The organism is Variovorax sp. CCNWLW186, assembly GCF_037203865.1.
GTDB lineage: Bacteria > Pseudomonadota > Gammaproteobacteria > Burkholderiales > Burkholderiaceae_C > Variovorax.
Window position 1 is genome coordinate 119397 of the sequence record NZ_JBBCBO010000011.1, and the last position, 16653, is coordinate 136049.

The following is a 16653-nucleotide window of genomic DNA, read 5'->3' on the forward strand; positions in this document are numbered from 1 at the left end:
CCTCCCGGGGGAGGGCCGGGGTGGGGGCAATCGGCGCATCTATTGGACGCTCTGCCCGCCCCCATCCCAACCTTCCCCCAAAAGGGGAAGGAGCAAATCCATGAGCACGGTCATCGAACTCATCGAAGCCGGCGCCAAGCAGCTGGAAGAGGCCGGCGTCGCCTTCGGCCACGGCACCGCCAACGCGTTCGACGAAGCCGCCTGGCTTGTGCTGTGGCGCCTGAAGCTGCCGCTCGACGACCTGGACGCGGTGGCCGACACACCCGTGTCCCCCGCCGATGCCGCCAAGGTGCAAGCACTCATCGAAGAGCGCATTGCCACGCGCAAGCCCGCCGCCTATCTCACGAAAGAAGCCTGGCTGCAGGGCGTGCCCTTCTATGTAGACGAGCGCGCCATCGTGCCGCGCAGCTTCATTGCCGAACTGATTGCCGACGGCAGCATCGACTACTGGCTGGGCGAGCACACGCAGCGCGTGCTCGACCTGTGCACCGGCAACGGCAGCCTGGCCGTGCTCGCGGCGCTGACCTATCCGGACGTGACGGTGGACGCCGCCGACCTGTCGGTGGAGGCGCTCGAAGTAGCCGCCATCAACGTGACGCGGCACCAACTCGATGCACGCGTGACGCTGATCGAATCGGACGGCCTCAAGAAGGTAGCCGGCCCCTACGACCTGGTGCTGTGCAACCCGCCCTATGTGAACAGCGCGAGCATGACCGCCCTGCCCGCCGAATACCGCGCCGAGCCTGAACTGGCGCTGGCCGGCGGCACCGACGGCATGGACTTTGTGCGCCAGCTGTTCGCCGACGCGCCTTCGCGCATGAGCGAGCAGGCGGTGCTGGTGCTTGAAATCGGCAACGAGCGCGACTACTTCGAGGCGGCGTTTCCGCAGCTCGAGGTGGTGTGGCTCGAAACGTCGGCGGGCGAGGACCAGGTCTTGCTGGTCACCCGCGCCGCCCTGCTGGCCGGCGCCGGCGCGCGTTAGCTGCGCCGGCCAAGCCCCTCCACCGCTTTCCGCAGCCTGCGCTGCGGCCCCTTTATCGGGCGCTCTTCGCCCCTATGCCCCTTTGCGCCAGGCCGTCCGGGGCTGGGCGGGATAATCGCCCCTACGGTTCCTATTTCATGATTACTCTCAAAAACGTCATTCTTCGCCGCAGCGCCAAGGTTCTGCTCGACGGCGCCACCGTCACTCTCAATCCCGGTGAAAAGGTCGGCCTGGTGGGCCGCAACGGCGCGGGCAAGTCGACGCTGTTCGCGCTGCTCAACGGCACGCTGCACGAAGACGGCGGCGACTTTTCGGTGCCCAAGCACTGGCGCATGGCCCAGGTGGCGCAGAACATGCCCGAAACCGACGAGTCGGCCACCGAATTCGTCGTAGGCGGCGACACCCGCCTGACCGAGCTGCGCGAAAAACTGGCCGCCATCGAGGCTGCCTACGAAGCCAACCCCGACGATGGCGACATCGGCATGGAACTGGCCCACGCGTACACCGACCTGGCCGATGCCGGCGAACACGACGCAGTGCCGCGCGCGCAGGCGCTGATTCTTGGCCTGGGCTTCAAGTCGCATGAGCTCGACGAGCCCGTGAACAGCTTCTCGGGCGGTTGGCGCATGCGCCTGCAGCTGGCCCGCGCGCTGATGTGCCCAAGCGACCTGCTTTTGCTCGACGAACCCACCAACCACCTGGACCTGGACGCGCTCGTCTGGCTTGAAGCCTGGCTGCAGAAATACGCCGGCACCATGATCGTCATCAGCCACGACCGCGAGTTTCTCGATGCCGTGACCGACGTGACCCTGCACATTGCCAACGCCCAGCTCACGCGCTACGGCGGCAACTACAGCAAGTTCGAGGACATGCGCGCGCTGCAGATGGAGCAGCAGCAAGTTGCCTTCAGCAAGCAGCAGGACAAGATCGCCCACCTGCAGAAGTTCATCGACCGCTTCAAGGCCAAGGCCAGCAAGGCCAAGCAGGCGCAAAGCCGCGTCAAGGCGCTGGAGCGCATGGAGCGCGTGGCGCCGCTGCTGGCCGAAGCCGACTTCACCTTCGAATTCAAGGAGCCCGGCAACATTCCGAACCCGATGCTCTCGATCAGCAACGCGAGCTTCGGCTATGAGATCGAAGGCGAAGAGCCCAAGACCATTCTGCGCGGCGTCAGCCGCTCGGTGCTGGCGGGCCAGCGCATCGGTATTCTGGGCGCCAACGGCCAGGGCAAGTCGACCCTGGTGAAGACCATTGCGCGCGAAATGGGCGCACTGGCCGGCCAGGTGACGGAGGGCAAGGGCCTGAACATCGGCTACTTTGCGCAGCAGGAACTCGACGTGCTGCGCCCGCAGGACACACCGCTCGAGCACATGGTGCGCATGGCGCGCGAGCTCGGCAGCAGCGTGAAAGAGGCCACCGGCGAGCAGGCCTTGCGCGGCTTCCTGGGCAGCTTCAACTTCAGCGGCGACATGGTGAAGCAGCCCGTGGGCACCATGAGCGGCGGCGAAAAGGCGCGGCTGGTGCTCGCGATGATGGTGTGGCAGCGCCCCAACCTGCTGCTGCTGGACGAGCCCACCAACCACCTGGACCTGGCCACCCGCGAGGCCCTGGCCGTGGCCCTGAACGAGTTCGAAGGCACGCTGATGCTCGTGAGCCACGACCGTGCGCTGCTGCGCTCGGTGTGCGACGAATTCTGGCTGGTGGGCCGCGGCGTGGTCACCGATTTCGACGGCGACCTCGACGACTACCAGCGCTACCTGCTCGACGAAGCCAAGCGGCTGCGCGAAGAGGCCAAGGTGGCCGTGCGCGAGGCCGCAAGTGCCGCTGCACCCGCCGTGGCTGCGCCTGCGCCGGCTGCGGCCGAGAGCGAATCCGCTGCCGCCAGCAAGAACCCGCAGCAGCGCAAGCAAGACGCCCAGGGCCGCCAGCAACGCAGCGACCAGGCCAAGCCCATCAAGCGCGAAATTGCGCAGATCGACGAACGCCTGGGCGCGGCAGGCGCCGAACGCACGGCCCTGGAGGCGCGCCTTGCGCAGCCGCTGCCGTCGGCTGAAATTGCCGAAGCAGGCAAGCGGCTGAAAATCCTCAACGAAGAAATCGGCCGCCTCGAGGAGCGCTGGCTGGCCCTGTCCGACCAGCTCGAGGCGCTGGCGGCCTGAACCGAACCTGCAAAGGAGACACGCGCCATGCCGTCCGCCATCGAACTGGCCCGGGGTGACGAAAAGCTCATTGCCGCGGTCCACCGCAGCCGCCGGCTGATCGGCCGCAAGGCCCTGATGGCCGCTGCCGCCAGCGCCATTCCGGTGCCCGGCGTCGACTGGGCGGCCGATGCCGCCCTGCTCTCGCGCCTCGTACCGCAGATCAGCGCCGAATTCGGCCTTTCAGTCACCCAGGTCGAAAAGCTCGCGCCGCACCAGCGCGAGCGCATCCAGAAGGCTGCCACCACCGTCGGGGCCTTGCTCGTCGGCCGGCTGGTCACGCGCGACTTGCTGATCAAGCTAGCACGGCATGCCGGCGTGAAGCTCACGGCCAAGCAGGCCGCCAAGTACGTGCCGATTGCCGGGCAGATCGTTTCGGCCGCGTTAGGCTACGCCGCCTTGCGTGCGTTGGGCGAGCAGCACATCAAGGACTGCGTGCGCGTCAGCTCGACCCTCGCCTTATCGCCTCCCGAACCGCACGCGCCCGCCTGAAGGCGCAGTCGTCGAACAGCGCAAGGCCGACGCAAGCCGCGGTGACCAGACCTGAAATGGCCAGCCCACCCAGGCCGTAGTCACGCAGGCGAATTCCGTAGAAGAGCGCTGCGGCAGACAGCAGCGCCAACAGCGCGCAAAGCGCCCGGTCGAGCCACAGGCCCGGTGTCGATGGCCTTTGCATGGTTCAGCCCATGGGGTAAACCTGACCGTGGCACGGCTTTATGCCGCGCGCTCGTTTTTCCGTTTGCTTTTGCGTTGGCCCTGAGGCTTTCGGCGCCAGCACCAACTTGCGTGGTTTCATGGCAAATACTCCCTTTCAACTATTCTAGAGTCCAAGTTGAATATTCGCCTGCGCTTAAATCTGCGCCCATGGAGACTATTGCAGCGCGTGCACTGGCAGCACGCAAATACGCCAAGATGACCCAGAAGCAGGCCGAAGCCGCTTCGGGCGTCAAGCAGTCGAACATCTCGAAGATCGAACGGGGCGACACCGGCCGCTCGATGGGCCTGCTCGCCCTCGCTCGCGCGTATCGCGTCGACCCCAACTGGCTCGACACCGGCGACGGCCCCGCTCCATGGGACGAAGTGCAGCTGCGTCCGGCCCGAGACAACGCCAATGAACCTCCCGGCCCGTACCGGGTCACGCGAACGCCGCCCTCGAGCCCTTCATTCAGCCCGGGCACGCCCGGTACGGTGCCGCTCATCGCATGGACGCAGGCGGCCGCATGGGCCGGCGGCGGCGGCCGAGGTCCGATCGATGCCGAGCGATGGATTCCCTGCGTTGCGCATCACAGCGCCGGCAACACCTATGCATTGCGCGTGCGCGGCGACAGCATGACCGCCCCGCACGGCCACCTGAAGAGCTACCCCGCGGAATCGATCATCTTCGTCGACACGCTGCGAACAGCGCCCGCCGACGGCGAACGCATCATCGCCAGGCTCGAGTCGAACAACGAGGTCACGTTCAAGGTCTTCAAGGAAGAAGACGGCCGCCGCTGGCTGCTGCCGTTGAACCCCAGGCACGAGCCGATCCGCGCGGAGTTCATCGTGCTGGGCACCGTCATCGGCAAGTGGGAAGACGAAGACTGACGCACGCGCCAGGTCAGGTTGCGTGCAGGTTCGGCGGGCACAGTAGAGGCTCCTTCTCCCCGTGGCCTGCATCCTCTCTGATCCTCCCTCCTCCAGCAGGTCACCTTCCAGCCCGCCCTTGTGCGGGCTGTTTTTTTTTGGCAAACAAAAAAGCCTGCTATCTCTCGACAGCAGGCTTTCAATATTCACGCGATTCGGGTGGTAGGACGTACTGGATTCGAACCAGTGACCAACGGATTAAAAGTCCGCTGCTCTACCAACTGAGCTAACGTCCCGGAACCATTTTCTTTTTCGCTTCTTTGCCAGAGTTGAATCCGGCAAAGCCAAAGATTATAGCGCGACGTTGCTCGCGATTTTGTCGAGAACCCAACCTGCTGCACATTGGCCGAAAGTGGCCGTCACGCTCACCACTGAACCGTAGCCATGGCAGTTGAGCGAGCCGTCGCCTTCGATGGCGCAGGAGGCATCGGGCGGCGCAACGCTTTCGCGGCTGAAGACGCAGGCCACGCCGATCTTGCGGCCTTCGCGTGGTGCGCCGTGTTCCTTGCGCAGGCGCTGGCGCAGTTGCGCAAGCAGCGGGTCGTGCGTGACGAGCGAAAGGTCGTCGATGTCGACCTTGTGCGCCTGCCGCTTGCCGCCGGCCGCACCCACGGTGACGAAGGCGGCGCGCGATGCGCGTGCCCATGCCGCCATCGCGAGCTTGGCCTTCACCTGGTCGCATGCATCGATGACGGCGGTTGCGGGCCCGTTCTCGGCCTGCGACGCATCCAGCAGCGCAGTCCAGTTGCCGGGCTCAACGAATTCGTCGATGGCGAACACCTTGCACTCGGGGTTGATCTGCGCAATGCGATCGCGCATCGCCTCGACCTTGGCTTGCCCTACGGTCGAATCGAGCGCGTGGATCTGGCGGTTGATGTTCGACTCCGAAACGTGGTCGAGGTCGATCAGCGTCAGCCGCCCCACTCCGCTGCGCGCCAGGGCTTCGACCGCCCAGGAGCCGACGCCACCGATGCCGACGACGAGCACATGCGCGTTGCGGATGCGCGCGGCGCCCGCCACGCCATAGAGGCGTTCGAGGCCGCCGAAGCGGCGCGCAAAGTCAGGCGCCGCGGTGTCGGTGACGACAGCCGCGGCGGCGTTCAGTGCTTCCGGAAGGATTGCATTCAAGCGGAGTGCTCCGCCGGCTTCAACGCAGGCGCGAGAGGCGCTCGCGGCCCGCCTGGGCGGCTTCGGATTGCGGATAGGCCTTGGTCAGGTCTTCCAGCGTGCGACGCGCGGCGCGCGTGTCCTTCAGCTCGATCTGGCAGTTCGCGATCGACAGCACGGCCTCGGGAGCCTTGGCGTGGTCGGGCGCGAGCGACAGCATGGAGCGGAAGTTCGCAATGGCCTCGTTGTAGTTGCGCGTGGCGTACTGCGCATTGCCGAGCCAGAACAACGCGGAGGCGTTGTAGCCGCTCTGCGGGTAGCGCTTGACGAACTCCGCGAAGGCGGTCTGCGCCTGCGCGAACTGCCCCGCACGGAAGATGCCGAGCGCGGCGTCGAAGTCGGCTTTTTCCTTGGGGTCGGCGGTGAACTCGCGTCCGTCCACCGAAACCTTCGTGGGTTCGTTCTGCTTCAGCCGGTCGTCGATGGTGCTCTGGCGGGACTGCATTTCGCTCAGCGTGCGCTGCAGCTGCTCGTTCTGGCCGGTCATGCGCGCAAGATCGCCCCGCATCTGCTCGATCTGGTTTTGCAGGTCGAGCAGGCTGCGGCGCAGCTGGCCGTTTTCGTCGGTCAGCCGCTGGTCGGTCTGCTGGCGCATGGCTTCGACACGCTGCCGCAGGTCGAGGATGGCGCGGCGCGCCTCGTCATCCTCGAACAACGCGGCTTGCGAGCCTGCCGAAACGCAGAGCAAGGCGGCAGCCAGTGCCGCGCCTCGCAATAGAGCGTGTTGCATCACCGGGTGTAGCGGAGTTCAGCGCGGCGGTTCTGAGCCCAGACGTCTTCGCCCGAGCCCTGAGCCGCCGGCTTTTCCTTGCCGAAGCTCACGGCTTCGATCTGGGCATCGTTCACGCCCAGCAGCGTCAGCGAGCGGCGGACGGCTTCGGAACGCTTCTGGCCCAGTGCAAGGTTGTACTCACGGCCGCCACGCTCGTCGGTGTGGCCTTCAATGGAAACACGGCGCTGCGGATTGGCCTTGAGGAAACGGGCATGGCCGTCGATCAGGGACTGGAACTCGGGCTTGACCGTGTAGCTGTCGTAGTCGAAATAGACGATGCGTTCGATACCGACCGGCCCTTGCGCGGTGCCGGCATTGGGGTCGATGGTGACGGGCGCGACGCCGCTGGCGCTGCCCTGCTGGCTGCCGGCGGTTCCGGAGCGGTCGGTCACCGGTGTGTCGTTGAGCTTGGTGCCCGACGAGCAGCCAGCAATCAGAGCCACGATGGCCAGCGAATAAATCGTACGTTTCAACATTGGGTACTCCTCAAATAAACCTTGGTCATTGCTTTTGAAACGGACCCCAGTCCGGTTCTCTAATGTCTCCCGCCTGCCCCGCCAGCCGTGCCTTGATTTTTCCGTCCAGCGTGGTCGTCATGAGCGCTTCGCGGCCTTGCAGGTGCGTTGCGTAGACGATCAGCTTGCTATTGGGGGCAAAGCTTGGGCTCTCGTCTGCCGAGGTGTCGGTGATGGCCGAGACATTGCCGGTTGCCAACTCCATCACGTGGAGTTTGAACGCACCGCCAACGCGGGAGATGTAGGCCAACCACCGACCATCGCCGCTGACAGAAGGAGAAATGTTGTAGGTGCCACTGAAGGTGACACGGGTTGGCGCGCCGCCTCCGGCGCTCATCTTGTAGATCTGGGGAGCACCGCCGCGGTCGCTCACGAAGTAGATCGTGCTGCCGTCGGCCGAGTAGACAGGCTCGGTGTCGATGCTGGCGCTCTGGGTCAGGCGTCGCGGCTCGCCGCCGCCGGCCGCGATGGTGTAGAGCTGCGAGCCGCCGTCACGGCTGAGCGTAACCGCCAGCGAGTTGCCGTCGGGTGCCCATGCCGGCGCGCTGTTGGAGCCGCGAAAGTTCGCAAGCAGGCGGCGCTGGCCGCTGGCCACGTTGTGCACGTACACCACGGGCTTGCGCGACTCGAAGGACACATACGCGAGTTGCTGGCCGTTGGACGACCACACGGGCGAAATGATGGGTTCCGGGCTCGCGAGCGCGGCCTGCGCGTTCTCGCCGTCGGCGTCCGCCACCCACAGCGAATAGCGGCTGCCGCCCTTGGTCACGTAGGCAATGCGGGTCGAGAAGATGCCTTTGTCGCCGGTCAGCTTTTCATAGACGTAGTCGGCAATGCGGTGCGACGCGAGCCGCAGGTCGCCCTGCGGAACGGTGTAGCTCTGGCCGCCGAGGTCCTGTCCGCGCACCACATCCCAGAGGCGAAAGCGCACGTCGAAGCGGCCATCGCCCAGCCGCGTGACGCTGCCGACCACCAGCGAATCCGCGGTGCGCTGGCGCCACAGCGCGAGGTCGGGGCGCGAGGCTTCGTCGAGCGCCTGGCCGGAGGCATCGACGCCGCGAAACTGGCCGCTGCGTTCGAGGTCGGCCTGCACGATCTCGGAAATTTTCTGGGGCGAGGCGTCCTGGCCCTTGAACGGGACCAGCGCAATGGGCAGCTGCGTCAGCCCGACGCCCGACACCTCGACCCGGAACTGGGCGAGCACGGGCAGCATGGGAGTTGCAGCAAGAGCCGCGACAAGACCGCGGCGTGCAAAAAACGATGAAGAAGGAGTTGGAATGGAAACTGGCAACGGCTTGTTCATGCGGTTCGGAGATGTTTCGGGGAAAAAAGTTCTACCCGATGCGACGGGCCACATGTTACACACTGGTTTGATCGTGCCGTCACAAAACGTGTATTGGGCGGCGCGGTCCTACATGACACCTTGCTGAAGGCCTGTTTGGGCGCCCCGTAGAATCCGCCGCCATGCAAGCATCCCCCGGCAGTGAGACCGCACGCCCTCCCCTGATTCGCCGGCTGGCGCGCCTCATGACCTGGTTCGGCGGCTCACGCCATTGGTGGGCCGTCGGGATCGTCGGCGCCCTGATGGCGGCCATTACCGAGCCCTTGATGGCCGCCCTGCTCAAGCCGCTGCTCGACCGCGGATTCAACCGCGGGCAGTTGGCGCTTTGGATGGTGCCCGCTGCCGTGCTGCTGCTGTTTGCGGTGCGCGGCATTGCGCAGTTCATTTCCCAATACGCGCTCTCGCGCATTGCCAACGAAGGCATGCAGCGGCTGCGGCGCGTGCTGTTCCAGCGGCTGCTCGGGGCCGAGCTGGCGCTGTTCTCACGCCAGTCGGCCAGCGCGCTTTCCAACACGGTGGTGTATGAGGTGCAGACCGGCTCCATGCTGCTGGTGCAGGCGCTGCTCGGGCTTTCGCGCGACGGCTTCACGCTGGTTGCGCTGCTCGCCTACCTGGTCTACCTGAACTGGAAGCTCACGCTCATCGTCGCCTTCCTGGTGCCGAGCATCTCGTGGATCATGAAGGTGTTCTCCAAGCGCCTCTATCGCCTGACGCAGCAAGGCCAGCAAGCCACCGACGAGTTGGCTTACGTGGTGGAAGAAAACGTGCTCGCGCACCGCATGGTGCGGCTGCACGGCGCCGAAGAAGCGCAAGGCGAACGCTTCGAGCAGCTGAGCCAGCGCCTGAACCGGCTGGCCGTGAAGTCGACCATCGCGCAGGCAGCCACGACGCCGCTCACGCAGATGATGGCGTCGCTTGCGCTGTCGGTGGTGGTGATGATTGCGCTCTGGCAAAGCGGCGAGCAGGGCCTCACGGTGGGCGGTTTCGTCGCCTACATCACCGCCATGCTGATGCTGATTGCGCCCATTCGCCGCCTCGCGGACATGGCCGCGCCCATCACCCGCGGCCTGGCCGCCCTCGAGCGCGGCCTGGTGCTGATCGACGATGTGTCCTCCGAGCCGCAAGGGAGCTTCCGCATCGAACGTGCGCAAGGCCGCATCGAGCTGCGCGATGCGGTGGTCAGCTACCGCGGCGAAGACGAAGCCCGCGCGCTCGACGGCGTGAGCCTTGCCATCGAGCCTGGGCAAGTGGTGGCTTTCGTCGGCCCCTCGGGCTCCGGCAAGACCACGCTGGTCAACCTGCTGCCGCGCTTCGTGCTGCCGAGCGGCGGGCAGGTGCTGCTCGACGGCCACGACACCGCCGAATGGGAGCTCAAGAGCCTGCGCGCGCAGTTCGCCATGGTGAGCCAGGACGTGGTGATGCTCAACGACACGCTGGCCGCCAACGTGGCGCTGGGCTCCGAAATCGATCGCGACCGGGTGCAGCAGTGCATAGATGCAGCGAACCTGTCCAGCCATGTGGAGAGCCTGCCGCTGGGCATCGACACCGTGCTCGGCCACAACGCCACGCAGCTTTCGGGTGGCCAGCGGCAGCGCCTGGCGATTGCGCGCGCGCTCTACAAGAACGCGCCCATCCTGCTGCTCGACGAAGCCACCTCCGCGCTCGACACCGAATCGGAGCGGCTGGTGCAAGACGCCCTGCAGCGCCTGATGCAGAACCGCACCACGCTGATCGTGGCGCACCGGCTTTCGACCATCCAGCACGCCGACCGCATCATCGTGATGGAAAAAGGCCGCATTGCCGAGCAAGGCAGCCATGAACAGCTGATGGCGCTCGACGGGCTCTATGCGCGCCTGCAGACGCTGGCTGTGCGCAGTGCAACGCCGGGACAGGACCCGACGCTCTGAACCGAGGCCTTCGGGTCAGAGCAATACGATGTCGTATTGCCCTTGCCCGATGGCGGGCTCGGCCTGCAATGAAATAGGCTTGCCGATGAAGTCGCTCAAGCCCGCAAGGTGCTGGCTTTCTTCGTCCAGGAACAGTTCGATCACCTGCGGCGATGAAACGATGCGGAATTCGCGCGGCGTGAACTGCCGCGCCTCGCGCAATATCTCGCGCATCACGTCGTAGGCCACGCTGCGCGCCGTTTTCACGATGCCTTGCCCGCCGCATGCCGCGCAGGGTTCGCACAGCATGTGCGCCAGCGATTCGCGCGTGCGCTTTCGCGTCATCTCGACCAGCCCGAGCTGAGAGAAGCCGCCGGCAGTGGTCTTGACGCGGTCGCGCGCGAGCTGCTTGCGAAACTCCGCCAGCACCTGCTCGCGATGGTCGTCGCGCCCCATGTCGATGAAGTCGACGATGATGATCCCGCCCAGGTTGCGCAGCCGCAGCTGCCTCGCAATGGCCTGCGCCGCCTCGAGGTTGGTCTTGAAAATGGTGTCGTCGAAATTGCGCGCGCCCACAAAGCCGCCTGTGTTCACGTCCACCGTGGTGAGCGCCTCGGTCTGGTCGACCACCAGGTAGCCGCCCGACTTGAGATCGACCCGCCGACCCAGTGCTTTCGCAATTTCCTCGTCGACCGAATACAGGTCGAAGATCGGCCGCTCGCCCTTGTAGTGCTGAAGCTTGCCGGCCGCCTGCGGCATGTATTCGAGCCCGAACTTCAGCAGCACCTCGAACTGCTCGCGCGAGTCGATGCGGATGGTCTGCGTGTCTTCGCTGGTCATGTCGCGCAGCACGCGCTGCAGCAGGCTCAAGTCCTGGTGCAGCAGCGACATGGGCGGCACCTTGCCCGACGAATCGCGAATGCGAGACCAGGTCTTGCGAAGGTAGGCGATGTCTTCGGCCAGTTCGGCATCGGACGAGTCTTCGCCGTTGGTGCGCAGAATGAAGCCGCCCGTGTTGGCCGGCACCACGCCGCCGCTGTCGGCTGCCGCGGCAGCCTCTATCAGCGCGAGCATGCGAGCGCGCAACGATTCGCGCTGGTCCGAAGGAATCTTCTGTGAAACGCCGATGTGGTTGTCTTGCGGCAAGAACACCAGCAGCCGGCCCGCAATGCTGATCTGCGTCGAGAGCCGCGCACCCTTGGTACCGATCGGGTCCTTGATCACCTGCACCAGGAGCGACTGGCCTTCGAACACCTGCTTCTCGATGGGCACCATCGGCCCGCCGTTGCGGTGGTCGCGGTCGGGCGCGGGTGCGCTCGGCCGCGAGCCCGGCGTGAACGGCGCCACAATGTCGGCCACATGCAGGAAGGCCGTGCGTTCCAGGCCGATGTCGATGAAGGCCGACTGCATGCCCGGCAGCACGCGCGAAACCTTGCCCAGGTAGATGTTGCCGACCAGCCCGCGCTCCAGCGTGCGTTCGATGTGCAGCTCTTGCACGGCGCCGTGCTCGACCAGCGCCACACGGGTCTCTTGCGGGGACCAGTTGATCAGGATGTCTTGCATGGAGTTCTCAGGTATTGAAACCGGCGCTGCGAAGAAGCTGCGCGGTCTCGAACATCGGGAGTCCCATGATGCCCGAATAGGACCCGCTGATGTGTTCGATGAACGCAGCCGCCGCCCCTTGAATTGCATAGGCGCCGGCCTTGCCGAGCGGCTCGCCGCTTGCGGCATAGCGCGCGATCTGCTTCTTGCCGATTGCCGCGAAGCGCACGCGCGAAACGCTGAGCGCGGCGTAGCGGCGGCGGCCGTGCTGCAGCGCGACGGCCGTCAGCACGCGGTGCGTGGCGCCGGAGAGCAACGCGAGCATGCGCTCGGCGTCGCGCGCGTCTTCGGGCTTGCCGAGAATCGTGCGGCCCAGCGCGACCGTGGTGTCTGCGCAGAGCACCGGCGCATCGGCCAGGCCGTGGCGCTTGCGCCGCGCAACGGCAGCGTCGAGCTTGAGCCCTGTGACGCGCTGCACATAGGCGGTGGGCGATTCGTTGGGCAACGCCGCTTCGAGCGATTCGGCGTCTTCATCGGGGCCGGCAAGCAGCAGTTCATGGCGAACGCCAAGTTGGCCGAGCAGTTGGGCACGGCGCGGGCTCTGCGACGCGAGATAGATGAAGTCTGGTGTCATTCCCGGTGGTACGGATGGCCCGCGTTGACGGACCAGGCCCGGTACAGCTGCTCGACCAGCAGCACGCGCGCCATGGCGTGCGGCAGGGTCAGGTCGGACAAGCGAATACGTTCATGTGCCGCAGCCTTGAAAGCCGGGTCGAGCCCGTCGGGCCCGCCAATGACGAGCGCGACGTCATCGCCCTCGCCTTGCCAGCTTTGCAGGCGCGCGGCCAGTGCCTTGGTAGTAAGCGCGGTGCCGCGCTCGTCGAGCACCACGATGCGCATGCCCCTGGCAATGGCGCCTTCGATGCGCTCGCGTTCAGCGGCGTAAAGCGTTTCGAGCGACTTGGAGCCGCGGGGTTCGGTCTTGACCGCACGCAGCTCGAGCTTGAGCTCCGGCGGGAAGCGCTTGGCGTAGTCGTCCCAGGCAGTCTGCGCCCAGTCGGGCATGCGCTGCCCGACGGCGACCACCAGGAGCTTCATGCGCGGCGCGCTGGCGCCTTCTTGGCAGGCGCCTTCTTTGCCGCGGGCTTCTTCGCGGCGGGCTTGCCCACGACCTTGACCGGCACGCGCGCGGTCGTGGTCTTCTTGGCGGGAGCGTTCTTGGCAGGCGCCTTCTTCGCGGCGGTTTTCTTCGCCGGGCTCCGGCTGGCCTTCTCGGCCTTGGCCTCTTGCTCGGCCGCGCGAATGGCGGTCTTGGCCGCGCTGGTACGGCGCAGGTTGGGCATCTTGGCGGCGACGGGCTTCTTCTCTTCGGTCACCTTGGCGGCGGTGGCAAGCGCCGGCTTGGTGCCGCCGAGCTTCGCGCGCACGGGCTTGTCGCCCCAGATCTCCTCGAGGTGGTAGTACTGGCGAATGGCGGGCTGCATGATGTGCGCCACGGCCGCGCCGCAGTCCACGATGATCCACTCGCCGTTGTCCTCGCCCTCGATGCGCGGCTTGCCGAAACCGGCCTCGCGCACCGCGTCGCGAACGCTCGCGGCCAGCGCTTTGGTCTGGCGGTTGGAGGTGCCCGAGGCAACGATCACGCGCTCGAACAGCGGCGAAAGATGCTCTGTGTCGAAAACCTGAATGTCCTGCGCCTTGACGTCTTCGAGTCCATCGATGATGGCTCGCTGGAGTTTCTGGGTGTCTTTCTTGGCGGCGGCTTCAGTGGTCATCAGGCAGGGCGGTAAAGGTGGTGTTGGTCAATATAGCGTGCAACGGCGGACGGAACCAGCGAGGAAATGTCCTCGCCAAGCACCGCGCGCCGCCGGATTTCGGTGGCGCTGGTGTCCATGGCCGGTAATTCGAGCGCTTCGAAACGTGCGCCAGCCGGAAGGCCGGGCAGCATTTTCGGATCAAAACGAGCAATGCCGCCCGTCGATAGTGCGCGATACGCTACAGAAACAATAGCAATGCCGAGTATAGCCTGCCAGCCGTGCCATGTGGGCAAGGCGGTGGCCTGGTCGGCGCCCATGATCAAGACCAGCTGCGCACCGGGTTGTTCATTCCGCAACTCATGCAGAGTATCGAGCGTGTAAGTGGGGCCGTCGCGCAACACTTCGCGGCTGTCGACCACCACGGTGCCCGCAAGCCCTGCAAAAGCCAGCCGCGCCATCGCAAGACGGTCTTGCGCCGGCGTGAGCGTGCGGCTCTTGTGCCAGGCCTGGCCAGTAGGAATGATGTGCAGTTCGGCCAGGCCGAGCTGCGAAAGCGCTGCTTCGGCCAGGGCCACGTGGGCGTTGTGAGGCGGATCGAATGCGCCGCCGAAAACGCCGATGCGCGGAGCGCCGGAGAAACTCACAACCAGTCGCGCCGCACGATGAAGTCGCTGTACAGCGCGGCTTCGGGGCTGCCAGGTTCGGGTTGCTGGCGGTAGGCCCAGCTTGCAAGCGGCGGCATCGACAGCAGGATCGATTCGGTGCGCCCGCCGGACTGCAGCCCGAAGTGCGTGCCGCGGTCCCACACCAGGTTGAACTCGACATACCGCCCGCGCCGGTACAGCTGAAACGCCCGTTCGCGCTCGCCCCACGGCATGCCGCGGCGGCGCTCTACGATGGGCATGTAAGCCGGCAGAAAAGCATTGCCCACGGAACGCAGCATGGCAAAACCGTTCTCGAAACCGCCTTCGGAAAAGTCGTCGAAAAAGATGCCGCCGATGCCGCGCTGCTCATTGCGGTGCTTCAGAAAGAAATACTCGTCGCACCACGTCTTGAAGCGCGGGTATTTGTCGTCGCCGAATGCAGCGAGCGAATCGCGGCACACGGTGTGAAAGTGCACCGCGTCTTCCTCGAAGCCGTAGCTAGGCGTCAGGTCCATGCCGCCGCCGAACCAGCACACCGGGTCCTTGCCCTCAGGCAACGCGGCCAGCATGCGCACGTTCATGTGAACGATGGGCACGTAAGGATTGCGCGGGTGGAACACCAGCGAAACGCCCATGGCCTCGAAGGGGGCGCCCGCGAGTTCAGGCCTGTTCTGCGTGGCTGAAGGCGGCAGCCTGGGCCCGCGTACCTGCGAGAAACCGCAGCCCGCCCGCTCGAACAGCTCTCCGCCTTCAAGAATGCAGGTAAGGCCGTGTCCCTGCAAAGCCTCTCCAGGTTCTTTTTGCCAGGCATCGCGCATGCAGGCGCCGCCGTCCGCTGCTTCTACCGCTTCGACGATCTGCTGCTGAAGGCCGCGCAGGTAGTCGCCGACTGCTGCCGGATTGGTCTGCTGCATCAAGCCTGCGGGTTGTTGCGCGCGTGAACCGCCCGGTACCCGATGTCCTTGCGGTACTGCGCGCCATCGAAGTTGATGCGCGCCGCCACTTCATAAGCCCGCTGCTGCGCGAGCTTCACGCTGTCCGCCAATACGGTCACGCAAAGCACGCGGCCACCGCTGGTCTTGAGTTCGCCGTCTTGCTGCGTGGTGCCGGCATGGAACACCACGGCATCGGGCGCCTCGGCCGGAATGCCCGTGATGCGGTCGCCCTTGCGCGGCGAGAGCGGGTAGCCGTGCGCCGCCATCACCACACCCAGCGCCACGCGCCGGTCCCACTGCAGCTCGACCTGGTCGAGCGTGCCGTCGGTCGCGTGCCAGAACACCTCAAACAGGTCGGACTTGAGCCGCATCATGATCGGCTGCGTCTCGGGGTCGCCCATGCGGCAGTTGAACTCGAGCGTCTTGGGGTGGCCCGACGGATCGATCATGAGGCCGGCATAGAGAAAACCGGTGTACGGAATGCCGTCTTTTTCCATGCCGCGAATCGTCGGCAGGATGATCTCGCGCATGGCACGCGCGTGCACCTCGGCCGTGACCACCGGCGCGGGCGAATAGGCTCCCATGCCGCCGGTGTTGGGGCCCTCGTCGTTGTCGAGCAGGCGCTTGTGGTCCTGGCTGGTGGCCAGCGCGGTCACGTTCTTGCCGTCGCACAGCACGATGAAGCTGGCTTCTTCGCCCTGCAGGAACTCTTCGATGACGACGCGCGCACCGCCGTCGTTGTGCGACACGCCGAACTTGTTGTCGACCAGCATGAAGTCGACGGCCTCGTGCGCCTCTTGTGCGGTCATGGCCACCACCACGCCCTTGCCGGCAGCGAGGCCGTCGGCCTTGACGACGATGGGCGCGCCCTTGACATCGATGTACGCGTGGGCCGCGGCCGCGTCGGTAAAGGCCTCGTACTCGGCCGTGGGAATCTTGTGGCGCTTCATGAACGCCTTGGAGAACGCCTTGGAGCTTTCCAGCTGCGCCGCGGCCTGCGTGGGGCCGAAGATGCGCAGGCCGTGCGCGCGGAATTCATCCACCACGCCGGCAGCCAATGGCGCCTCGGGGCCGACCACGGTCAGCGCGATCTTTTCCTTCATGGCCCACTCGCGCAGCGCGGCGGGCTCGGTGATGTCGATGCAGTCGTAGCGCTCGTCGCTCACGGTGCCGCCATTGCCCGGCGCCACGTACACGCGGCTGACCCGGTTGGCCTGCGCCAGGCGCCACGCCAAGGCGTGTTCGCGGCCCCCTCCTCCAATTACCAGTACCTTCATTCGCAGGCCTTCATTC

General features: G+C 65.8%; 17 protein-coding genes and 1 tRNA gene. 5 read left to right on the forward strand and 13 right to left on the reverse strand.

Annotated features, from left to right (window positions below; translation table 11 throughout):
• The first annotated feature begins 100 nt into the window (after positions 1-100).
• From prmB to V9K97_RS15470, 3 genes are all read left to right on the forward strand, one after another.
• Complete coding sequence (gene prmB / locus V9K97_RS15460) at positions 101-982, forward strand: 50S ribosomal protein L3 N(5)-glutamine methyltransferase (RefSeq protein ID WP_337319083.1); 882 nt, start codon at positions 101-103, stop codon at positions 980-982.
• Positions 983-1119: 137 nt separating this feature from the next.
• Entirely contained in the window at positions 1120-3138 is a 2019-nt protein-coding gene (locus tag V9K97_RS15465) for an ABC-F family ATP-binding cassette domain-containing protein (RefSeq protein WP_337319085.1), read from the forward strand.
• A gap of 27 nt (positions 3139-3165) precedes the next feature.
• The gene (locus V9K97_RS15470) at positions 3166-3669 is read left to right on the forward strand and encodes a hypothetical protein (RefSeq protein ID WP_157614029.1); all 504 of its coding nucleotides are present in this window, start codon (positions 3166-3168) and stop codon (positions 3667-3669) included.
• Here the strand turns inward: V9K97_RS15470 and V9K97_RS15475 are convergent.
• Positions 3620-3853, reverse strand: coding sequence for a hypothetical protein (locus V9K97_RS15475; RefSeq protein WP_258506558.1), 234 nt, complete (start codon positions 3851-3853; stop codon positions 3620-3622). The genes V9K97_RS15470 and V9K97_RS15475 overlap by 50 nt on opposite strands.
• Before the next feature lie 188 nt (positions 3854-4041).
• Between V9K97_RS15475 and V9K97_RS15480 the strand changes: the two genes are divergently transcribed.
• Positions 4042-4761, forward strand: a complete 720-nt coding sequence (locus V9K97_RS15480) for a helix-turn-helix domain-containing protein (protein ID WP_337297576.1) — start codon at positions 4042-4044, stop codon at positions 4759-4761.
• Positions 4762-4960: 199 nt separating this feature from the next.
• Here V9K97_RS15480 and V9K97_RS15485 read toward each other — a convergent pair.
• From V9K97_RS15485 to tolB, 5 genes are all read right to left on the reverse strand, one after another.
• Positions 4961-5036, reverse strand: a tRNA-Lys gene (locus V9K97_RS15485).
• Positions 5037-5091: 55 nt separating this feature from the next.
• A complete protein-coding gene (locus tag V9K97_RS15490) occupies positions 5092-5928 on the reverse strand; it encodes a tRNA threonylcarbamoyladenosine dehydratase (protein WP_443303441.1) in 837 nt (278 codons plus the stop codon).
• A 19-nt stretch (positions 5929-5947) separates the two neighbouring features.
• Positions 5948-6697, reverse strand: coding sequence for a tol-pal system protein YbgF (gene ybgF, locus V9K97_RS15495; RefSeq protein WP_258506564.1), 750 nt, complete (start codon positions 6695-6697; stop codon positions 5948-5950).
• On the reverse strand, positions 6697-7215 hold the full coding sequence (pal, locus tag V9K97_RS15500; RefSeq protein ID WP_258506566.1) for a peptidoglycan-associated lipoprotein Pal: 519 nt from the start codon (positions 7213-7215) through the stop codon (positions 6697-6699). Before pal ends, ybgF begins: the two co-directional genes overlap by 1 nt.
• A 25-nt stretch (positions 7216-7240) precedes the next feature.
• Positions 7241-8467 (reverse strand): Tol-Pal system beta propeller repeat protein TolB, encoded by a 1227-nt coding sequence (tolB, locus tag V9K97_RS15505; protein WP_337319088.1) that lies wholly within the window; start codon positions 8465-8467, stop codon positions 7241-7243.
• Between the two features lie 251 nt (positions 8468-8718).
• On the opposite strand from tolB, the gene msbA reads away from it, so the two are divergent.
• The gene (msbA, locus tag V9K97_RS15510) at positions 8719-10503 is read left to right on the forward strand and encodes a lipid A export permease/ATP-binding protein MsbA (RefSeq protein WP_337319090.1); all 1785 of its coding nucleotides are present in this window, start codon (positions 8719-8721) and stop codon (positions 10501-10503) included.
• Between the two features lie 15 nt (positions 10504-10518).
• Here msbA and rng read toward each other — a convergent pair whose 3' ends face one another.
• Genes rng through purD form a run of 7 tightly spaced genes read right to left on the reverse strand, consistent with a single transcriptional unit; the run spans position 10519 to position 16637 of the window.
• Positions 10519-12045, reverse strand: coding sequence for a ribonuclease G (gene rng / locus V9K97_RS15515; RefSeq protein ID WP_337319091.1), 1527 nt, complete (start codon positions 12043-12045; stop codon positions 10519-10521).
• 7 nt (positions 12046-12052) lie between these two features.
• On the reverse strand, positions 12053-12658 hold the full coding sequence (locus tag V9K97_RS15520) for a Maf family protein (protein ID WP_337319093.1): 606 nt from the start codon (positions 12656-12658) through the stop codon (positions 12053-12055).
• Entirely contained in the window at positions 12655-13122 is a 468-nt protein-coding gene (rlmH, locus tag V9K97_RS15525; RefSeq protein WP_081270496.1) for a 23S rRNA (pseudouridine(1915)-N(3))-methyltransferase RlmH, read from the reverse strand. The genes V9K97_RS15520 and rlmH overlap by 4 nt, the downstream gene beginning before the upstream one ends.
• Positions 13119-13799, reverse strand: a complete 681-nt coding sequence (gene rsfS / locus V9K97_RS15530) for a ribosome silencing factor (protein WP_258506581.1) — start codon at positions 13797-13799, stop codon at positions 13119-13121. The genes rlmH and rsfS overlap by 4 nt, the downstream gene beginning before the upstream one ends.
• Entirely contained in the window at positions 13799-14425 is a 627-nt protein-coding gene (gene nadD, locus V9K97_RS15535) for a nicotinate (nicotinamide) nucleotide adenylyltransferase (RefSeq protein ID WP_337319096.1), read from the reverse strand. The genes rsfS and nadD overlap by 1 nt, the downstream gene beginning before the upstream one ends.
• Entirely contained in the window at positions 14422-15339 is a 918-nt protein-coding gene (hemF, locus tag V9K97_RS15540; RefSeq protein ID WP_337319098.1) for an oxygen-dependent coproporphyrinogen oxidase, read from the reverse strand. Before hemF ends, nadD begins: the two co-directional genes overlap by 4 nt.
• Positions 15339-16637, reverse strand: coding sequence for a phosphoribosylamine--glycine ligase (gene purD / locus V9K97_RS15545; RefSeq protein WP_258506586.1), 1299 nt, complete (start codon positions 16635-16637; stop codon positions 15339-15341). Before purD ends, hemF begins: the two co-directional genes overlap by 1 nt.
• Positions 16638-16653 lie beyond the last annotated feature (16 nt).